The organism is Mycobacterium sp. 852014-50255_SCH5639931 (assembly GCF_001665605.1).
GTDB lineage: Bacteria > Actinomycetota > Actinomycetes > Mycobacteriales > Mycobacteriaceae > Mycobacterium > Mycobacterium paraffinicum.
The window spans coordinates 90,372-104,987 of the sequence record NZ_LZSV01000022.1; the positions used below are offsets into that span (position 1 = coordinate 90,372).

The following is a 14,616-nucleotide window of genomic DNA, read 5'->3' on the forward strand; positions in this document are numbered from 1 at the left end:
GCTTCACCCGAACGTTTCGCGGAGCTCTTTCTTGATCACCTTGCCGAATTGATTGCGCGGCAGCGCATCAACAATCACGAGGCGTTCGGGATGTTTGTAGCGGCTCAACCCGTGTGAATGACAGTGCCGCACCAGCGATTCCAACGACGGGTCCTCGGCCGACGCCGGCACCACCACCGCGCATACGCGCTCACCGGTGCGCGGGTCGGGGATGCCGATTACCGCGACGTCGGCGACCGCGGGATGGGTGGCCAGCACATTCTCGACTTCGAGGGCCGACACATTCTCCGCGTTGCGGATGATCGCATCCTTGATGCGGCCGGTCACGCGGACGTTGCCGTCCTCGTCGACCAGCCCGAGATCGCCTGTGCGGAGCCAGCCGTCCTTGTCGAACGCGTCGGCGTCGAGCGTTGCGTCCGCGTACCCGAGAAAGCACTGGGGTCCCTTGAGCCGCAGCTCACCTTCCTGCCCGACGGGCAGTTCGGCTTCATCGCCGCCGACCACCCGGACGCTGACCCCCGCCGTCGGCGCGCCGACGGTGTGGTCGAGCGACTCGGGCGCGGCGCTGAGCGATGGTGAGGCCGCCACGGGGAATTCGGTGAGCCCCCACGCGTTGGCGATGCCGGGCAGGCCGAAGGCCTCGCGGATTTGACGGCCCAGTTCGGCCGTGATCGGCGCGCCGCCGGCCAGGCAGCCGCGGAGGAAGGGGAATAGCGGCTGGTCGCCATGGGCTCGTTGGGCCTCGAGGAAGCCGACGAAGAACGGGGTTGCCGTGCCGAGGAAAGTCGGGTTGTGCGCCGCGATGGAAAACGGTGTCGTCGCCGGGTCGAATACCTCAAAGAGCGCCAGCCGCATGCCCGTTCGCAGCGCGGCGGCCAGCATGACCGCCCCGCCGATGTGCGCAACCGGAAAGGCGATGGGATCGACGTCGCTGCTGGTGATGCCGATCGCGCTGACCAGTCCGGTTGCGCCGGCGATCACCGATGCGTCGGTATGGCGGATTCCTTTGGGCGCCGCGGTGGTTCCCGACGAGTAGTAGACCCAGCGCGCGTCGCGGGCGGACGCCGGCGGCGGCCCGAGCGCGTCAGTGGCCGCGCGGGGCAGTCGAAGCTTGCCATCGTCCGGCGGCGTCGCCAAGTCAACGGTGATGACTTCGAAGCCCCGCGTCGCGGCCAGGTTCCGTGCCAGCGCACCGTGCTCGAATCCGCGCCAAAGTTCAGGCACGACAAGGTATTCCGAGGACAGCTCCCCGGTGATGAAGCCGACCTCGTGCTCTCGCAGTATCGGGATGATGGGATTTTGCACCGCGCCGATCCGGGCCAGCGCCGCCATGACGACCATGGTCTCGAGCGTGGTCGGGAGCTGCCAGGACACGACGGTCCCCGCGCGAATCCCCCGCTCGGTGAACGCGGCGGCGGTCACGCACGCGGCATCGTGGAACTCACGGGTGGTCAGGCTGCGCCCCTGGTCGTCGGCGAGCAGCGGCCGCGGCGAGGCCCGCGCCGCGTCGGCGATCAACGTCCAGTAGGTCGCGTCGCTTCCGATGCTCATTCGTTCGTCGGATTCACCTGCGTCGGGCGGAATCCGGAGTGGGCTATCGCGACCGACACACCACTGCCGATGGGCCCCTCGCGGTCGACGAGCACGGCCGAGCCGGTGGCCACGCCCTCATGGCTGTAATGCGTCAGCGACGCCATGCCGATGTGGGGCCCTTCGGGTAGCCGGCTCAACGTGAGGGTGTAGTCGGCGTTGATGAATTGCAGACCGTTCGTGCCCCAATTGGCAAGGGAAGCCGTGATATCGGCCGCCATGGCGGCACGGGTGAAGGCAGTGAGCGGTTCGCCGTCGATGAGTGAGCGTGTTTCATAAAGCCAGGTGTATTTCGGGCCGGAGGTGTCGACCCATTCGGGATCGCGATTCTGCAGTTCGGTGCCCCAGCCGTAGGTGCGCATGAAAAGCGTGGGTTGCGCGTCGTCCTCGATGGGCAGTGGCGGCATCTGCAGATTTGGCGACCACACCTGCCCCTCTGGCTGAGGGCCGCGCCGCAGAAACAAGGCGCTCCCCCGCGCGACGGGGACACCACGCTGGGTGAGAACGGCCTCAACGAGGCGCAGCCGCCGACGATCGTGGTGCACGGTGGTCTGCACCTCGATGGGTTCCAGCGCGGCCGGTGCGGGAAGGTCGACGGTCAGCCGGGCGGGTTGCAGTTGCGGGTCGTCGACCGCGCGTTCAACGGCCCAGCCCAGCAGTCCGCCGACCACGTGCCCGCTGAGCGACGGACCCCACCCACCGCGCGCGATCGGATTTGGCACGAAACGGCTTTCGTCGCGCAGGAAGTACGGCGTCTGCGCCGCTGAATCAACGTCATCCGGCACGAAATTCGTTTCGGTCAATGCGCGGCGCTCCGCCCAGAGTTGGGGTCCCCCGTGTGGGGATGGCAACAGTTGATATTACTGTTTGAGTTCCAGTCCCCCGGGGCCGACCTGTCTCAGGTCAATCCGCTAACCGAGCAAGGGTGTTGGCACCCTTAGGCGATCGCTGCACCGACCAAGTGGCCGATCACGTAGGTGATCGACAATGCGAGACCGCCTCCGATGACATTGCGGAGGACCGCCCGGCTCTTGGGCGCCCCACCCAAACCGGCCGATACCGCCCCGGTGAGCACCAGCGCGGCGAGTACCGCGGCCACGGTGACCGGGATTCTCCACGTCGCGGGCGGCGCCAAGATCGCGACCAACGGCAGGAGGGCGCCGACTGCGAACGACAGCGCCGAGGACGACGCGGCCTGCCACGGGTTGGTCAGCTCCTCGGGATTGATACCGAGTTCGACTTCGGCATGGGCGAGGAGCGGATTGTGGTCGGTGAGTTCCTCGGCCACGGTGCGCGCGGTCGCGGCGTTCAGGCCTTTGGCTTCGTACAAGGCGGCAAGCTCGTCCAGCTCGGCGGCCGGATCGTCACGGAGCTCCTGGCGTTCCTTGTGCAGCAGCGCCTTCTCGGTGTCCCGCTGGGTGCTCACCGACACGTATTCGCCCAGCGCCATCGACACGGCCCCAGCGACCAGTCCAGCGGTACCGGCCGTCAATACCGGAGCGCGTTCCACCGTCGCCGCCGCGACTCCCACCACGATGCCCGCCGTCGAGACGATTCCATCGTTGGCACCCAGGACTCCGGCGCGCAACCAATTCAATTTCGATGACACCGAACCCGAATGCGGTTCGGACGGATGCGGATGCGACGGACTCGACACGGCCGCAACGATATACATCAATACCCCGCTCGACTAGGAAACATAGCCTTTCCAAAGCGGCTAGGGGGCTCTCGGCCTCGTCGGGTCTCCGGCGGCCGTGCGAGGCCGACGTCGATCCGTGACACATAAACGTCTGCGGCGACACGCCGTCGCGGGTCGCAGTGGTTCATATTTCGCGGTTCCCCGCGCAGGCCGTCCATCTTCCGCCACGTCAACACGCAGGTCGGCGCGCCCAGAAGTTCTGCTTGGGCCACGCACAGCCGATACATAGGGAAGCTATCTACGGTCGGTTTGTGTAAGGGGGATTCCGAGGAATTCACTAGTAGTTAGACAGGTGAAGGACTATGAAATTCAAGCAAATACTTGGGGGGATAACCGTCGCCGGCGCCCTGAGCGCCGCAGCGTTCGGTATGGGCGCCGGTGTCGCCAACGCCGCGCCGGGAGCGCCACCGCCCGGTCCGGCCGGCAATCATGGTGGGCCGGCTCCTGGGGGTATCCATCCGCCGAACGCGCCCGGTGACCCGGGTGGGCCGGGTGGACCAGGCGGGCCCGGTCACCCCGGCGGACCTCCCGGTGGGCCGGGTGGACCCGGCGGACCCGATCATCCGGGTGGACCTGGCGGACCGAGTGGACCTGGCGGCCCCGGTGGCCCCGGTGGACCCGGTGGACCCGGTGGACCCGATCATCCGGGCGGGCCCTGGCACGGAGACGCCCAGCGCGGTTACTTCCGCGGTGCCCCGTGGGGTGACGGTCCGGCACCTTGGGGGCCCGGTGAGCCGCCGCGGCCCGCGTGGGACCGGCCACTCCCCCCGCCCGGCGGGCAGTGGGGATATGGCCCGATCAACTACTGGGGCTATCAGGAGACTCCCGTGTGGGACCCCGGATTCAATCAGTGGGGCTTCTGGTTCTTTGGAGTCTGGATTCCGCTGTAAACAGCAGTGACCACAACGCCCGCTTCGCCACCCAGGCGAGGCGGGCGTTGTGCTGTCAACCCCTGACCCTGTGCCGGAGTGCGGTTTAGACATGACAGCGGGGTCGGCCAGTGCGACCTCAAATACGCTACACCGCAACAGGACCCGTCAACATCCCGTCAACGGCGCGGTAGACCTGCCACCACTTTCGCCGGGGCGAGGCGGTAGGACTTTTCTCAAATTCTGGACTGCTGGCGCCATCGGGCATCGTGACCCCGGTTAGGAGACACCAAGCGTCGACGCCACAGGAGTATGAATTTCAAAATTCACTACGCCCGATGAACTTCGGTGCATCACAATAGCCTCGACGCAGTGGCAAAGGTGGTGCGCTCGTGATGGAGGGTGTCGACTTCCAACTGCTATTCGAGTCGGCCCCCGGCCTATTCCTTGTAGTGGATCCCCACCTGCGCATCGTGGCGGTCACCGATGCGTACACGCAGGCGACGCTGACCGAGCGAGCACAGATTCTGGGGCGCGTCATCTTCGAGGTCTTCCCAGACAATCCCAACGATCCTGATGCCGAGGGTGTCCGTAACCTGCGGGTGTCGCTGGATCGGGTGCTGCGCGAGCGCGTCGCCGATTCAATGCCGGTACAGCGCTACGACGTCAGGCGCCCCGACGACGAGTTCGAAGAACGATTCTGGAGCCCTACCAACTCGCCGATTCTCGACCCCGACGGCAATGTCTGCTACATCATTCACCGCGTCGAAGACGTCACCGAGTTCGTCCGCCTCCAAGCATCCGACGTCGCCCAACAACGGGAGACGGCCGCGCTGCGCGCCACCACCCAGCAGATGGAACAAGAGGTCTTCGCCCGCACCCACGAAGTTGCCGAGGCAAGCCGCGAACTCAAGGAGACCAACGCCGAACTAGCCGATCTCTATGCGCGGGCTAAAGAACTCGACGACCTCAAAAGCCAATTCTTCGCGAACGTCAGCCATGAACTTCGCACGCCATTGATGCTCATCCTGGAGCCCGCCCGCAAACTGCTCGCATCCATCGATGCGCAAGACCCCGCACACGCCGATCTCGAACTGATAGCGCGCAACGCGCAGTTGCTGCTGCGTCACGTCAACAACCTTCTCGACGCGGCCCGGCTGGAAAGCGGTGCCGTACAACCGAACTACACCGAAGTAGATGTCGCGGAGCATGTTCGCCTCGGCGCGTCGTTTTTCGAATCGCTTGCCGTCGACCGCGATATCGACCTCATCGTCCACTCGAACCAGCCCATCCCGGCCGCGCTAGATCCCGAGCACCTGCAACAAATCGTGGTGAATCTGCTGTCCAACGCCTTCAAGTTCACCCAGCCCGGCGGCACAGTGCGGTGTTCGGTCTCGGCCGCGGCCAATGATCGAGTCATCATCGAGGTCGCCGACAGCGGTCCGGGGATACCGCTCGAACAGCGAGGAGTGGTGTTCGACCGGTTCCGGCAGGTCGAGGGCGGACCCACCCGCGTAGTCGGCGGCACCGGGTTGGGACTGAGCATCGTCCGCGACCTTGTGGGCCTTCACCGCGGCCGCGTGACCATCACCGACGCCCCCGAAGGCGGAGCACTGGTGGTCATCGACCTTCCGCGGGCTGCGCCCGCGGGCCTGCCCGTGCAGAGTGCGGGTCCACGTAACGCTGACGGCATCCGGGCCAGTGCCGCCGGAGCGATCGCCGAACTGAGCCGCAGCCCAGATGCGATGGTCGAGCCCGACCACGACAGCACGGATTCCAAACCCGTCGTCGTCGTAATCGAAGATAATGCCGATCTTAATGCCTTTGTGTGCCAAGCACTATCACAGCGGTATCGGGTCAAGGCGGCATTGGACGGCCGGTCGGGATTGGAGCTGGCGCGCGCGCACCGCCCGGACCTGATCGTTTCCGACATCATGATGCCCCAACTGAGCGGAGAGCAGGTGCTGGCCGAAGTCCGCGCAGATCCGATGCTCGCCAACACACCCGTGCTGATACTGACCGCCCGCGCCGACGATCGATCGCGGCTGGCACTGCTGGAAGCCGGAGCGAACGACTACCTGCCGAAACCATTTCAACTCGGTGAACTGCAGGTTCGCGTGGACAATCTGGTGAATCTGCGGCGCGCCGAAGCCCACCTGCGAAGGCTGCGAGTCGTCGTCGAACGCGAACGCATCGCACTTGAATTGCACCGCACCGTGGTACAGGAACTGTTCGCCATCAGTTTGAAACTCAGCGGCGTCTTACCACTGGTTCGAGTCCCGGGCGTCGCCGACCGTATCCGCGAGACGGTCACTGGGCTCGATGCCGTCATCAACGAGGTCCATAACGCCATCAATCAACTCGACATGCCGGCCGAGGACGCGACAAATTTCCGGCTACGCATCTCGGAGCTGATCGGCGAAGCCTCGGAAACCCTAAACGCAAAATTCCAGGTTTCCTTCGCCGGACCCCTGGACACCATCGACAAAGCGATCACCGGTGCGGTCAACGACGCTGTGCAGCAACTCATGACAGCAATCCTCCGGCACGCGACCGCCGACGAGATCATCTTGCGGGCCAGCTACGAAACCGACCTCGTCATTACCGTGATCGCGAAATCCGGCGCAACCGCACGCCTGGCCGTGTCCGCTGATCGTTCAGCGCTGCTGCCCCAGCAGCTCGCCGACCGCGGGGCACGACTGGACATCGCGACGCCGGACATCGGTGAGACGGCGTGGACATGGACGATTCCCATGCCCGACGGCCCGCAGGCCGACCGGTAGAAAATCTCAATTCTCGGGACTTTTGGCCTCTTGAACGGGGCCTAACGCCATGACCAGCCGTGCCGTCTGGCCCTCGTCTATGTGGTCTCGGCAACGAAACATTGAGGTCACGGTTCAGTTTCCGCCGTACGAAGACTCTCATCCGACTAAACAGGAGGAGCCCGCGGCAATGCCTAATACCCCGCCGCAAGCCCGAGAACCTCGCATGACCCTCCTCTACGCCGGCACACTCGTCGTCGCCGTGGTGTCGGGCATCCTCGCATTGGTCGCCCTTGCAGCCGGCTCGCCACTCCAGTTCGGTGTCACGGCGGCGGTATTCGGCGCCGGGTGGATCGCCACCGATTTCATTGAACGGACGGCTGAGCGCGGGCAGGAGCGTTTCGCTCGGCAATGCGCCGTCGCCCGGCCAGTCCCCGGCTATCGGCCCTCCCGCGTCGTCTACGGCGGTGGCTGCGAGCATCTCTCGCGACCGGCTCCGCGCGTCATGAGCAGGCTAGCCGCCTGACGATCGCTCAGCTTTTGGTGCCGACGGTGATCAGGTCGGAGATGATCCGCGTCCAGGCCGGACGCGGGATGCGGTGCTGATCGCTGATGACGAACCCGGCGCCTTCGAACAAAGCCCTCATCTCCGCAGGTGACGCATTGTGTTGCGGTTTCCACCTATTCGCCGAGGGTGCCTGCAGCCGCGGTTGCCGCGTGCTCAGGGCCGCGACGGCCACCAACCCGCCGGGCGCCAGCACGCGGTGGAATTCGCGCAACGCCGCCGGCTGGTCGAAGAAGTGGAACGCCGATGTGGTCACCACGGCGTCGAGCGCACCGTCGTCGAAGGGCAGCTGCTCAGCCGGGCCGCGCAACCACTGCACACGGTCGGTTCTGGCACGCGCCTGGGCGAGCATGCCGTCGGACATGTCGACACCGTAGATCTCGTCGGGCTGCAGCTCGCGGGCGATCCGATCACTGAGGATGCCCGTGCCGCAGGCGATATCGGCGATCTTGCGGGCATGGTGGGCGCGCAACCGCGCAATCACCTCATCGTGCGGCGGCCGGTAAACCCACTGCTGCAGGACCGGCAGATCGTAGGCCGGAGCGAGAAAGCTCCAGAGCCGAGTGACCGCGTCGTTGAGCCCTCGTCGACTCGGTGCCGTCACGCGCTCAGCACCGAGCTGTAGTAGACGGTGTCGGCGACTGACACCGAGTCGTTCGTCTGCGGAATCGCCGCCAGCCCACCGTCCGCCAGCAGCTCACTCATCTGGGTGCCGACCGTCTGCCACCCCAGGTTCTTCAGGTAGTCGGCGACGTCGTTGCGCTCACCCTCGAAACCCAGCTCCTCCCAATCCAGCTCGAAGCCGTGGTCGCGCCATTTGGCGGTGGCCCTGCGCATCATTTCTCGCGCTTTTTCGACGTCCTGCTGCGGCCGGTCCGGGATGGCTTCGACAGCTAACCTGCTGCTCTCGGCGCTCAGCGCGGAGATGTTGTCCAGCAAGCGGTCCTGAGCCTCTGGCGGCAGGTACCCGAAGAGGCCTTCCGCGATCCATGCGGTCGGGCGGCTCTTGTCAAAACCGGCATCCACCAACGCTTTCGGCCAGTCCCGTCGCAAGTCAATTGCGACGGTGCGCAGGTCCGCCTGGGGGGCGGCGCCCAGCTTCGCCAGGGTGGTGGTCTTGAACTCGATCACCTCCGGCTGGTCGATTTCGAACACCGTCATGTCGGCGGGCCATTCCAGCCGGTAGGCGCGCGCGTCGAGGCCGGACGCCAGGATTACCGCCTGACGGATCCCGGCTTGCGCCGCCTCCTGAAAGAAGGTGTCGAAGAACCGGGTCCGGGCGGCCATCGCCACGGGCATGTGCTCGAGTTTCCAACCGGATTCGTGGTCGTCGACGTCGACCGCGACAAGGTCGCCGTCGACCCATCGCGTGAAGAAGTCCACGCCCACGGCGCGAACCAGGGGTTCGGCGAACCGGTCCTCGATCAGCGGCTTGTCGGCCTTGGTCGCGATCGCCCGGGCCGCGGCCACCATCGTGGCCGTCGCGCCCACACTGGTGGCCAAATCCCAAGTGTCGTTGTCCGTGCGTGGCATGCGTTTGGTCCCCTCGGTCTAAGCGATACTTAGCCAGTGTAACGACCGCAAGGGGCGATAAGTTCCCGAGCATTTCGCGACAGGTTGCCGCGCGGCTCGGGCGTCCAGCTACCGAGCCCTACCCCGGACCGGGACCACCCGGGCCGCCAGGACCACCCGGACCACCGGGCCCGCCCGGTCCGCCGGGGCCACCCGGGCCGCCAGGACCACCGGGTCCGCCCGGCCCGTTCACGGCGGGGACCCAGGGCACGCATTGATGCAAGTCCACGCTCCACACAAACCCCACAGCGCAATTGGGGTCGGCCCGGCCGATCGCCGGCGCCGTGACTGCCGACAACATCGCCAATGCGAGGGCGAATGCGCCGAACGCCCAGACCCGTACCAACTGCTTGATTTTCATACCGGTCTCCTCCCGAGCCCGACATTCATTTTGCGACACGCAACCCATCGGCGGTGCTGTTATTCGGTAACCAGTTCGAAGACCGGGATGACCCGGTCGGTGCGCTCCTGATACTCGCCAAACCTGGGCGCCCGCTCGACGACGATCCGATAAACGGAATCGCGCTCGCCGCCAGGTAATTCGCGCACAGTCGCCGGCTTGGAGGCCCGCTGCGCGCACCGGTCGACGTCAACAGCAGCAACGGGAAGCCCTCGAACTGTCCACCCACCCTGCCCCCGTTGCGGCGGAATTCCTCGACATTGCGCTCATTGAAATCGCGCTCCGACTGCATCGCATCATCGACCATCACCCCATCCTGGCACGGGCATCCGGCCACCGAGCGGCCCACGATTGATCGCCGCGGAATCCGGGTATCACCTGGGACATCCCATCGGGGGGGTATCCGCTTCCGTAGAACCGAAGTGAGCACGAGATGGTCGGCTGGCTGGACAGGCTGCAGCGCCGAAACCGCGTCGCGGGTGTGGTGATCGGCGTCATTTACAAATACCTCGACGATCAAGGCGGTTACCTGTCCGCGCTGATCACCTACTACGGGTTCGTGTCGCTGTTCCCGCTGTTGCTGCTGTTGACGACCGGCCTCGGGGTCATCCTGGCCGGACGCCCCGACCTGCAGGGACAAGTGCTGCACAGCACCTTGAGCCAATTCCCGGTCATCGGCAGTCAGCTACATGAGCCCGCCGGGCTCAGCGGAGGAACCGTCGCCGTGGTCGTCGGCGTCCTCGGCGCGCTTTACGGCGGTCTGGGCGTCGGGCAGGCGGTGCAGAACGCAATGGACTCGGTGTGGGCCGTCCCGAGGAACAAGCGTCCTGACCCGATTCGCTCACGCCTGCGCAGCTTGATGCTGTTGTTGGTCCTCGGCTCGGCGGCCCTCGCCGCGACCGCCCTGTCTGCCGCCGGCCAGGCCACGGGGGCGCTCGGCGTATTCGGAAAGATCGGCGTCGCACTGGTCGCCGTGGTGATCAATGCGTTGATCTGCCTGGTGGCATTTCGCGTGACGACCGCGCGAGACCTCACCTATCGCCAAGTCTTGCCGGGAGCGCTTGCGGCAGCCGTGATCTGGCAGATATTGCAGTGGGGCGGTGCCGGATACATTCGCCACACGGTCAAGACGGCCAGCGCTACCAACAGCGTCTTCGCATTGGTGCTGGGATTGCTGGCCTTCCTTTTCCTGATCTCGTCCACGCTGGTCGTGTGCGCCGAGATCAATGTCGTTCTGGTGGAAGGGCTTTACCCGCGCGCCTTGCTCACGCCCTTCACCGATGACGCGGAACTCACACCGGCTGACCGCAAGACCTACACCAAGAAGGCAAAAGCCGAGCGGGTCAAGGGCTTTCAGCGCGTTAGCGTCAGGTTCGGCGACCTCCGCCGCAAGGCGGCCGGCCCCCCGACGCCGACGACGCCGACCATCCGCAGCCGGTCCGCAGGCTAGTCAGTCACCACGTCCGGTTTGTTGCTGCAGTTCGTCGATGAGCTCCGACGCTTGCGCCTTCGTCAAATCGTCGGAAACGTCGCGCCCTGCTTCCTGGGCCAAGGTGTGCACGTAGCTGCGCTGGGGACCGGTCATCGGTTCGTCCCCGGTCACCCACTCGGACGTCTCCTTCTCGGGATTTTCGCTTGGCGCCTGCCGGTTGTCTGTCATGTTCTTCACCTCCGCGACGAGGGATAACCATCGCACGTACGTTCGAAACATGGTGATTTGGAAGAATCGCTGCCATGTCGCGTTCCTTCGGCATCCTGGTCGAATCGCCCGCCAGCGTTGAACAGATCCATACGACGTTCGGCCGCGAGGACTACTGGCTGGCCCGCCTGAAAGCCAGCAACGCTCCCACGACGCTCGATTCGCTGGTCGTTGATACCGACGGCACCGTGACAGTCCGCGCCACCCAGCACGTGGCCCGCCAGTTAATGCCCACGCTCATTGCCAAAGCCGTCCCCGGCGAGCTGAAGATCGTCCACAGCGAGACATGGCGACCAGCAGGCGACGGCGAGGTCCGCGGGCAAATCACCGTCGTGAGCTCCGGCGGCATCGGATCGGGCCGTGCGGAAGCCTGGATGGCGCCCGCGGGCAACGGCGCGCGCCTGCGCTTCACCGTGGAGGTGGCGGTCAGAATTCCGTTGGTGGGCCGCAAATTCGAGAAATCGATGGAAGCCGACCTGACTAAGAGCATCCCCGCGCTACAGCACTTCACCAGCACTTGGATCGCCGAAAACCCCTGACGCAGCGCCGGAAGTTCGTCAGTTTTCCGATGTCGGCGACGCGGGATCGACGGCAACCAGTTCGGTGAGGCCGCTGATGGTGAGGATCGGCATCAAGATCGGATGGGCGATCAGGTGGATGTGGTTGGCGTGGGTGAACAGCGCGTTGATGGCGGCGCTGTCGAGGTATTCGACGCCACTGAGGTCGACAGTGAGCGGACCGCCGCCGGGGGACTCCCCGCTCGCGCTGGTAAGGGCCTGGACGAAGGCGTCGATGTTGCTCAGATCGATCTCCCCCGCGGCGACCAACGTCACTTTCCCGTCGTCGCGGCGCGCGGTGTCGAGGGTGAGCAACGTGGGCATCATGTGATCCTCGCGGATAGGTGAACCGTGGTCCCGGCGGCGTCGGGGCTGATGGTGACGTCGTGCATGAGCCCTCGCATGAGAGCGATACCCCGGCCCCGATGGGGATAGCTGGCCGGTTGCGGAACCTTCCACGAGCCGGTGTCGGTGATGGTCAGCTGCACCTGGTCGACCAATGCGGTCGCGCCCAGGCTGATCGTGCCTTCCGGCTTGTCGCGGTGACCGTGCTCGATGGCGTTGGCGACGGCCTCCCCGGCGGCGACGAGCACGTTCATCGCCTGTTCCGGGTCCAGACGGGTCCGTGTCAACCAGGTGCGCAACGCGGTTCGCGCCGGGGCGAGGTGGCTGATGTCGGCGGGGAACGTCAGCTCCAGCGGCGCGGGATGGCGATAGAGCATTAGGACGACATCATCCTGGTAGCCGCCGTCGGGGGCCAGGCCGGACATGATGTCGTTCGCCAAGTCGTCGAGCGTGGACGCGCGGCCGTCCTGCACCAGCCCTGCTGCCCGGGAGATCCCCTGTCCGAGTGCGGTGCGGCGGCGTTCGACCAGCCCGTCCGTGTAGAGCAGCAGGGTCGCGCGCGCCGGCAAGGTCACCCGGGCCTCCGGGCGGGACCAGCCTGCACGTACTCCCAGCGCGATGGTGTGGCCGTCATCGAGGATCTGGGTGGTGCCGTCAGCGTGGACCAGGATGGGCGGCGGGTGTCCGGCGCTCGAATAAACCAGCTCACCGGTCTCCGGGTTGAGCACCGCGCAGACGGCGGTGGTGCACTGGGCGCCTGGCAGCCGCGCGGCGAAGCGATCCATCCCGGCAAGAGCGGCGCCGGGGCTCGGGTTCTCGAACAGCAACGCGCGGCAGGCGCTGCGCACCTGACCCATTACGGTGGCGGCGGCGAGGCCATGCCCCACACAGTCGCCGACGACCATTGCGATGCGCCCGTCCTCCAGGTCGACGACGTCGTACCAGTCACCGCCCACCTGCAGAGGCCGGCTGGCGGCCTGATAGCGGACCGTGAAACCGTGCGGCAGATCGGCCGGGCCGAGGATCGCGTGTTGCAGCGCCAGGGCGGTCTCGCGCTGCTGGTCGACCTGATGGACCCGCTGCAGCCCCTGGCCGAGCCGGCCTGCCAACACCGTGAGCAAGGTCTGGTCCTCGAGGGTGAACGCGCGTCGCTCGGCCAGATCGATCCAGACGACGAGCACGCCCTCGGGGTGCTGCAGCGCGATGCCGGCCGTCCCGGCTTCCCCCGTGCTGGTGGTGAGCAAGTCACCGTCGCGCAATGCGCTGAGCATCTGTTGGGTACGGGGCGGCAGGTCGCCCCACTGCGCGGGCTCGCCGACCGACACGACCTGCGGCGCGCCATAGGCGGTTCCCGTGGAGGAACTGGGGGTCGGAAAGGTGACGGCCAGAACGCGGCGGGCCCGCCACAAACGGCGCAATTCCTCGGCGGCGGCGTTCACCGCATCGTCGACGGTGTCCGCCTGGGCGAGTTCCTGGTTGAGCGCGTGTTCACGACCCGCCGCCAACGCCAGGGCGATAGCCGCGTGCCGGGCGAAGTCGCTGACGAGCTCGAGGTAATCGTTGCCGAATGGCGACTGCTGGGGGTCGCGTGCGACGGCGATGACGCCCAGCACCGCGCCGTCCGCGATCAGCGGCATGACGATCGCCGAGCGTTCACCGACGTCGGTGAATCCCTCGATCGGATATTGAAAGGATTCGGTGATCAGCGGTAGCCCGCGCCGCGCGACACCGCCCGTGGTGGAGCCGTCCATCGGCACCTGGCGACCGATCACCGCCGAGGAGTACCGCCCCGCCGTCGCAGCCACCACCAGGGTGTCAACCTCATCGGCGGGCAGATCGGGTTCTTTCGGAACCAGCAAAATCGCCTGTTCGGCGCCGGCCAACTCCAGCGCCCGGTTCACGATGAGTTGCAACGGCCCGGTCTGGGGGTCGCCCGACAGCAGCGCGGTGGTGATCTCGCGGCTGGCCTTCGTCCATCTGGCCGTCTCACGTTCTCGCTCGAACAGGCGCGCGTTGTCGATGGCGGCCGCCGCGGCCGTCGCCAAGGCCCGCACCGCGGCCGCCTGGGAGTCGGAGAAGACTCGGCCGGTCCGGTCGTCGGCGAGGTAGAGGCTGCCAAAGTCCGAGCCCCGCACGGTGATCGGTAATCCGAGGAGGGCCCGCAGCGGCGGATCGTGGGCCTGCAGCTTGGCGGCCTGCGGATGAGCACTCACATCTTCGAGGCGGAGACCCTCACCGACCGGCAGATCGCCGAGCCGCCGGGCCGTGTCGTCGTCGATTCCCGCGCGGACGAAAGTGGCCAGGGCGCCGTCGGCAGCGCGGATACCCAGGGCAGCGTAGCGGGAGCCGGTCAGCTCCATCGCCCCCTTCACGATCCGGCGCAGCGTCACGTCCAGGTCCAGATCAGAACCGATTTCGCTGATGACCCGCACCAGTTGTTCCATCTGGTCGCGGGCCTCGACCAGCTCGTCGAGCTGCTCATGAATCTGGCTCACCAGCTCACGCCGGCCCTGCCAGGTGAACGCCGATCCACCCCCTTCGTTGACCATGGATACAAA

The 14,616-nt window shown here is 66.2% G+C and carries 13 protein-coding genes and 1 pseudogene; 5 read left to right on the plus strand and 9 right to left on the minus strand.

The annotated features are described in order from the left end of the window. Positions 1-3: 3 nt before the first annotated feature. From A5758_RS13675 to A5758_RS13685, 3 genes are all read right to left on the minus strand, one after another. Entirely contained in the window at positions 4-1,551 is a 1,548-nt protein-coding gene (locus A5758_RS13675; protein ID WP_067740696.1) for a class I adenylate-forming enzyme family protein, read from the minus strand. Beyond that, positions 1,548-2,393: an acyl-CoA thioesterase domain-containing protein gene (locus A5758_RS13680; protein ID WP_067740698.1), complete on the minus strand. Its 846-nt coding sequence runs from the start codon at positions 2,391-2,393 to the stop codon at positions 1,548-1,550. The genes A5758_RS13675 and A5758_RS13680 overlap by 4 nt, the downstream gene beginning before the upstream one ends. A 134-nt stretch (positions 2,394-2,527) precedes the next feature. After that, the gene (locus tag A5758_RS13685) at positions 2,528-3,265 is read right to left on the minus strand and encodes a VIT family protein (protein ID WP_197503883.1); all 738 of its coding nucleotides are present in this window, start codon (positions 3,263-3,265) and stop codon (positions 2,528-2,530) included. Positions 3,266-3,591: 326 nt separating this feature from the next. Here A5758_RS13685 and A5758_RS26255 point away from each other — a divergent pair, with 326 nt between their 5' ends. From A5758_RS26255 to A5758_RS13700, 3 genes are all read left to right on the plus strand, one after another. Further along, a complete protein-coding gene (locus A5758_RS26255; RefSeq protein WP_082939679.1) occupies positions 3,592-4,179 on the plus strand; it encodes a chitin-binding protein in 588 nt (195 codons plus the stop codon). A gap of 374 nt (positions 4,180-4,553) precedes the next feature. Further along, positions 4,554-6,941, plus strand: coding sequence for an ATP-binding protein (locus A5758_RS13695; protein ID WP_067740702.1), 2,388 nt, complete (start codon positions 4,554-4,556; stop codon positions 6,939-6,941). A gap of 205 nt (positions 6,942-7,146) precedes the next feature. After that, positions 7,147-7,446: a hypothetical protein gene (locus tag A5758_RS13700; protein ID WP_067740704.1), complete on the plus strand. Its 300-nt coding sequence runs from the start codon at positions 7,147-7,149 to the stop codon at positions 7,444-7,446. 7 nt (positions 7,447-7,453) lie between these two features. Here the strand turns inward: A5758_RS13700 and A5758_RS13705 are convergent, their stop codons facing one another. From A5758_RS13705 to A5758_RS13715, 3 genes and pseudogenes are all read right to left on the minus strand, one after another. Then, positions 7,454-8,089 carry a class I SAM-dependent methyltransferase gene (locus A5758_RS13705; RefSeq protein ID WP_067740706.1) on the minus strand — a complete coding sequence of 212 codons (636 nt, stop codon included), beginning with the start codon at positions 8,087-8,089 and terminating at the stop codon, positions 7,454-7,456. Further along, positions 8,086-9,018, minus strand: coding sequence for a class I SAM-dependent methyltransferase (locus A5758_RS13710; RefSeq protein WP_067740708.1), 933 nt, complete (start codon positions 9,016-9,018; stop codon positions 8,086-8,088). The genes A5758_RS13705 and A5758_RS13710 overlap by 4 nt, the downstream gene beginning before the upstream one ends. Before the next feature lie 459 nt (positions 9,019-9,477). Further along, positions 9,478-9,764: pseudogene (locus A5758_RS13715) on the minus strand (nitroreductase/quinone reductase family protein). A gap of 126 nt (positions 9,765-9,890) precedes the next feature. On the opposite strand from A5758_RS13715, the gene A5758_RS13720 reads away from it, so the two are divergent. Next, the gene (locus tag A5758_RS13720; protein WP_067740710.1) at positions 9,891-10,907 is read left to right on the plus strand and encodes a YihY/virulence factor BrkB family protein; all 1,017 of its coding nucleotides are present in this window, start codon (positions 9,891-9,893) and stop codon (positions 10,905-10,907) included. Here the strand turns inward: A5758_RS13720 and A5758_RS13725 are convergent, their stop codons facing one another. Further along, entirely contained in the window at positions 10,908-11,117 is a 210-nt protein-coding gene (locus A5758_RS13725; protein ID WP_067208892.1) for a DUF3072 domain-containing protein, read from the minus strand. It abuts the gene before it with no gap. 74 nt (positions 11,118-11,191) lie between these two features. Here A5758_RS13725 and A5758_RS13730 point away from each other — a divergent pair, with 74 nt between their 5' ends. Beyond that, the gene (locus A5758_RS13730; protein WP_067208857.1) at positions 11,192-11,695 is read left to right on the plus strand and encodes a DUF2505 domain-containing protein; all 504 of its coding nucleotides are present in this window, start codon (positions 11,192-11,194) and stop codon (positions 11,693-11,695) included. A gap of 18 nt (positions 11,696-11,713) precedes the next feature. On the opposite strand, the gene A5758_RS13735 is transcribed toward A5758_RS13730, so the two are convergent. Together A5758_RS13735 and A5758_RS13740 are read right to left on the minus strand one after the other, a co-directional pair. Then, positions 11,714-12,037 (minus strand): STAS domain-containing protein, encoded by a 324-nt coding sequence (locus A5758_RS13735; RefSeq protein ID WP_067740756.1) that lies wholly within the window; start codon positions 12,035-12,037, stop codon positions 11,714-11,716. Then, on the minus strand, positions 12,037-14,607 hold the full coding sequence (locus tag A5758_RS13740; protein WP_067740712.1) for a SpoIIE family protein phosphatase: 2,571 nt from the start codon (positions 14,605-14,607) through the stop codon (positions 12,037-12,039). The genes A5758_RS13735 and A5758_RS13740 overlap by 1 nt, the downstream gene beginning before the upstream one ends. Positions 14,608-14,616 lie beyond the last annotated feature (9 nt).

Bases quoted from the DNA above. Each gene is read 5' to 3' on its own strand.
- A5758_RS13675 (WP_067740696.1), bottom strand. From the start codon at position 1,551: ATGAGCATCGGAAGCGACGCGACCTACTGGACGTTGATCGCCGACGCG.
- A5758_RS13685 (WP_197503883.1), bottom strand. From the start codon at position 3,265: ATGTATATCGTTGCGGCCGTGTCGAGTCCGTCGCATCCGCATCCGTCC.
- A5758_RS26255 (WP_082939679.1), top strand. From the start codon at position 3,592: ATGAAATTCAAGCAAATACTTGGGGGGATAACCGTCGCCGGCGCCCTG.
- A5758_RS13695 (WP_067740702.1), top strand. From the start codon at position 4,554: ATGGAGGGTGTCGACTTCCAACTGCTATTCGAGTCGGCCCCCGGCCTA.
- A5758_RS13700 (WP_067740704.1), top strand. From the start codon at position 7,147: ATGACCCTCCTCTACGCCGGCACACTCGTCGTCGCCGTGGTGTCGGGC.
- A5758_RS13710 (WP_067740708.1), bottom strand. From the start codon at position 9,018: ATGCCACGCACGGACAACGACACTTGGGATTTGGCCACCAGTGTGGGC.
- A5758_RS13720 (WP_067740710.1), top strand. From the start codon at position 9,891: ATGGTCGGCTGGCTGGACAGGCTGCAGCGCCGAAACCGCGTCGCGGGT.
- A5758_RS13725 (WP_067208892.1), bottom strand. From the start codon at position 11,117: ATGACAGACAACCGGCAGGCGCCAAGCGAAAATCCCGAGAAGGAGACG.
- A5758_RS13730 (WP_067208857.1), top strand. From the start codon at position 11,192: ATGTCGCGTTCCTTCGGCATCCTGGTCGAATCGCCCGCCAGCGTTGAA.
- A5758_RS13735 (WP_067740756.1), bottom strand. From the start codon at position 12,037: ATGCCCACGTTGCTCACCCTCGACACCGCGCGCCGCGACGACGGGAAA.
- A5758_RS13740 (WP_067740712.1), bottom strand. From the start codon at position 14,607: ATGGTCAACGAAGGGGGTGGATCGGCGTTCACCTGGCAGGGCCGGCGT.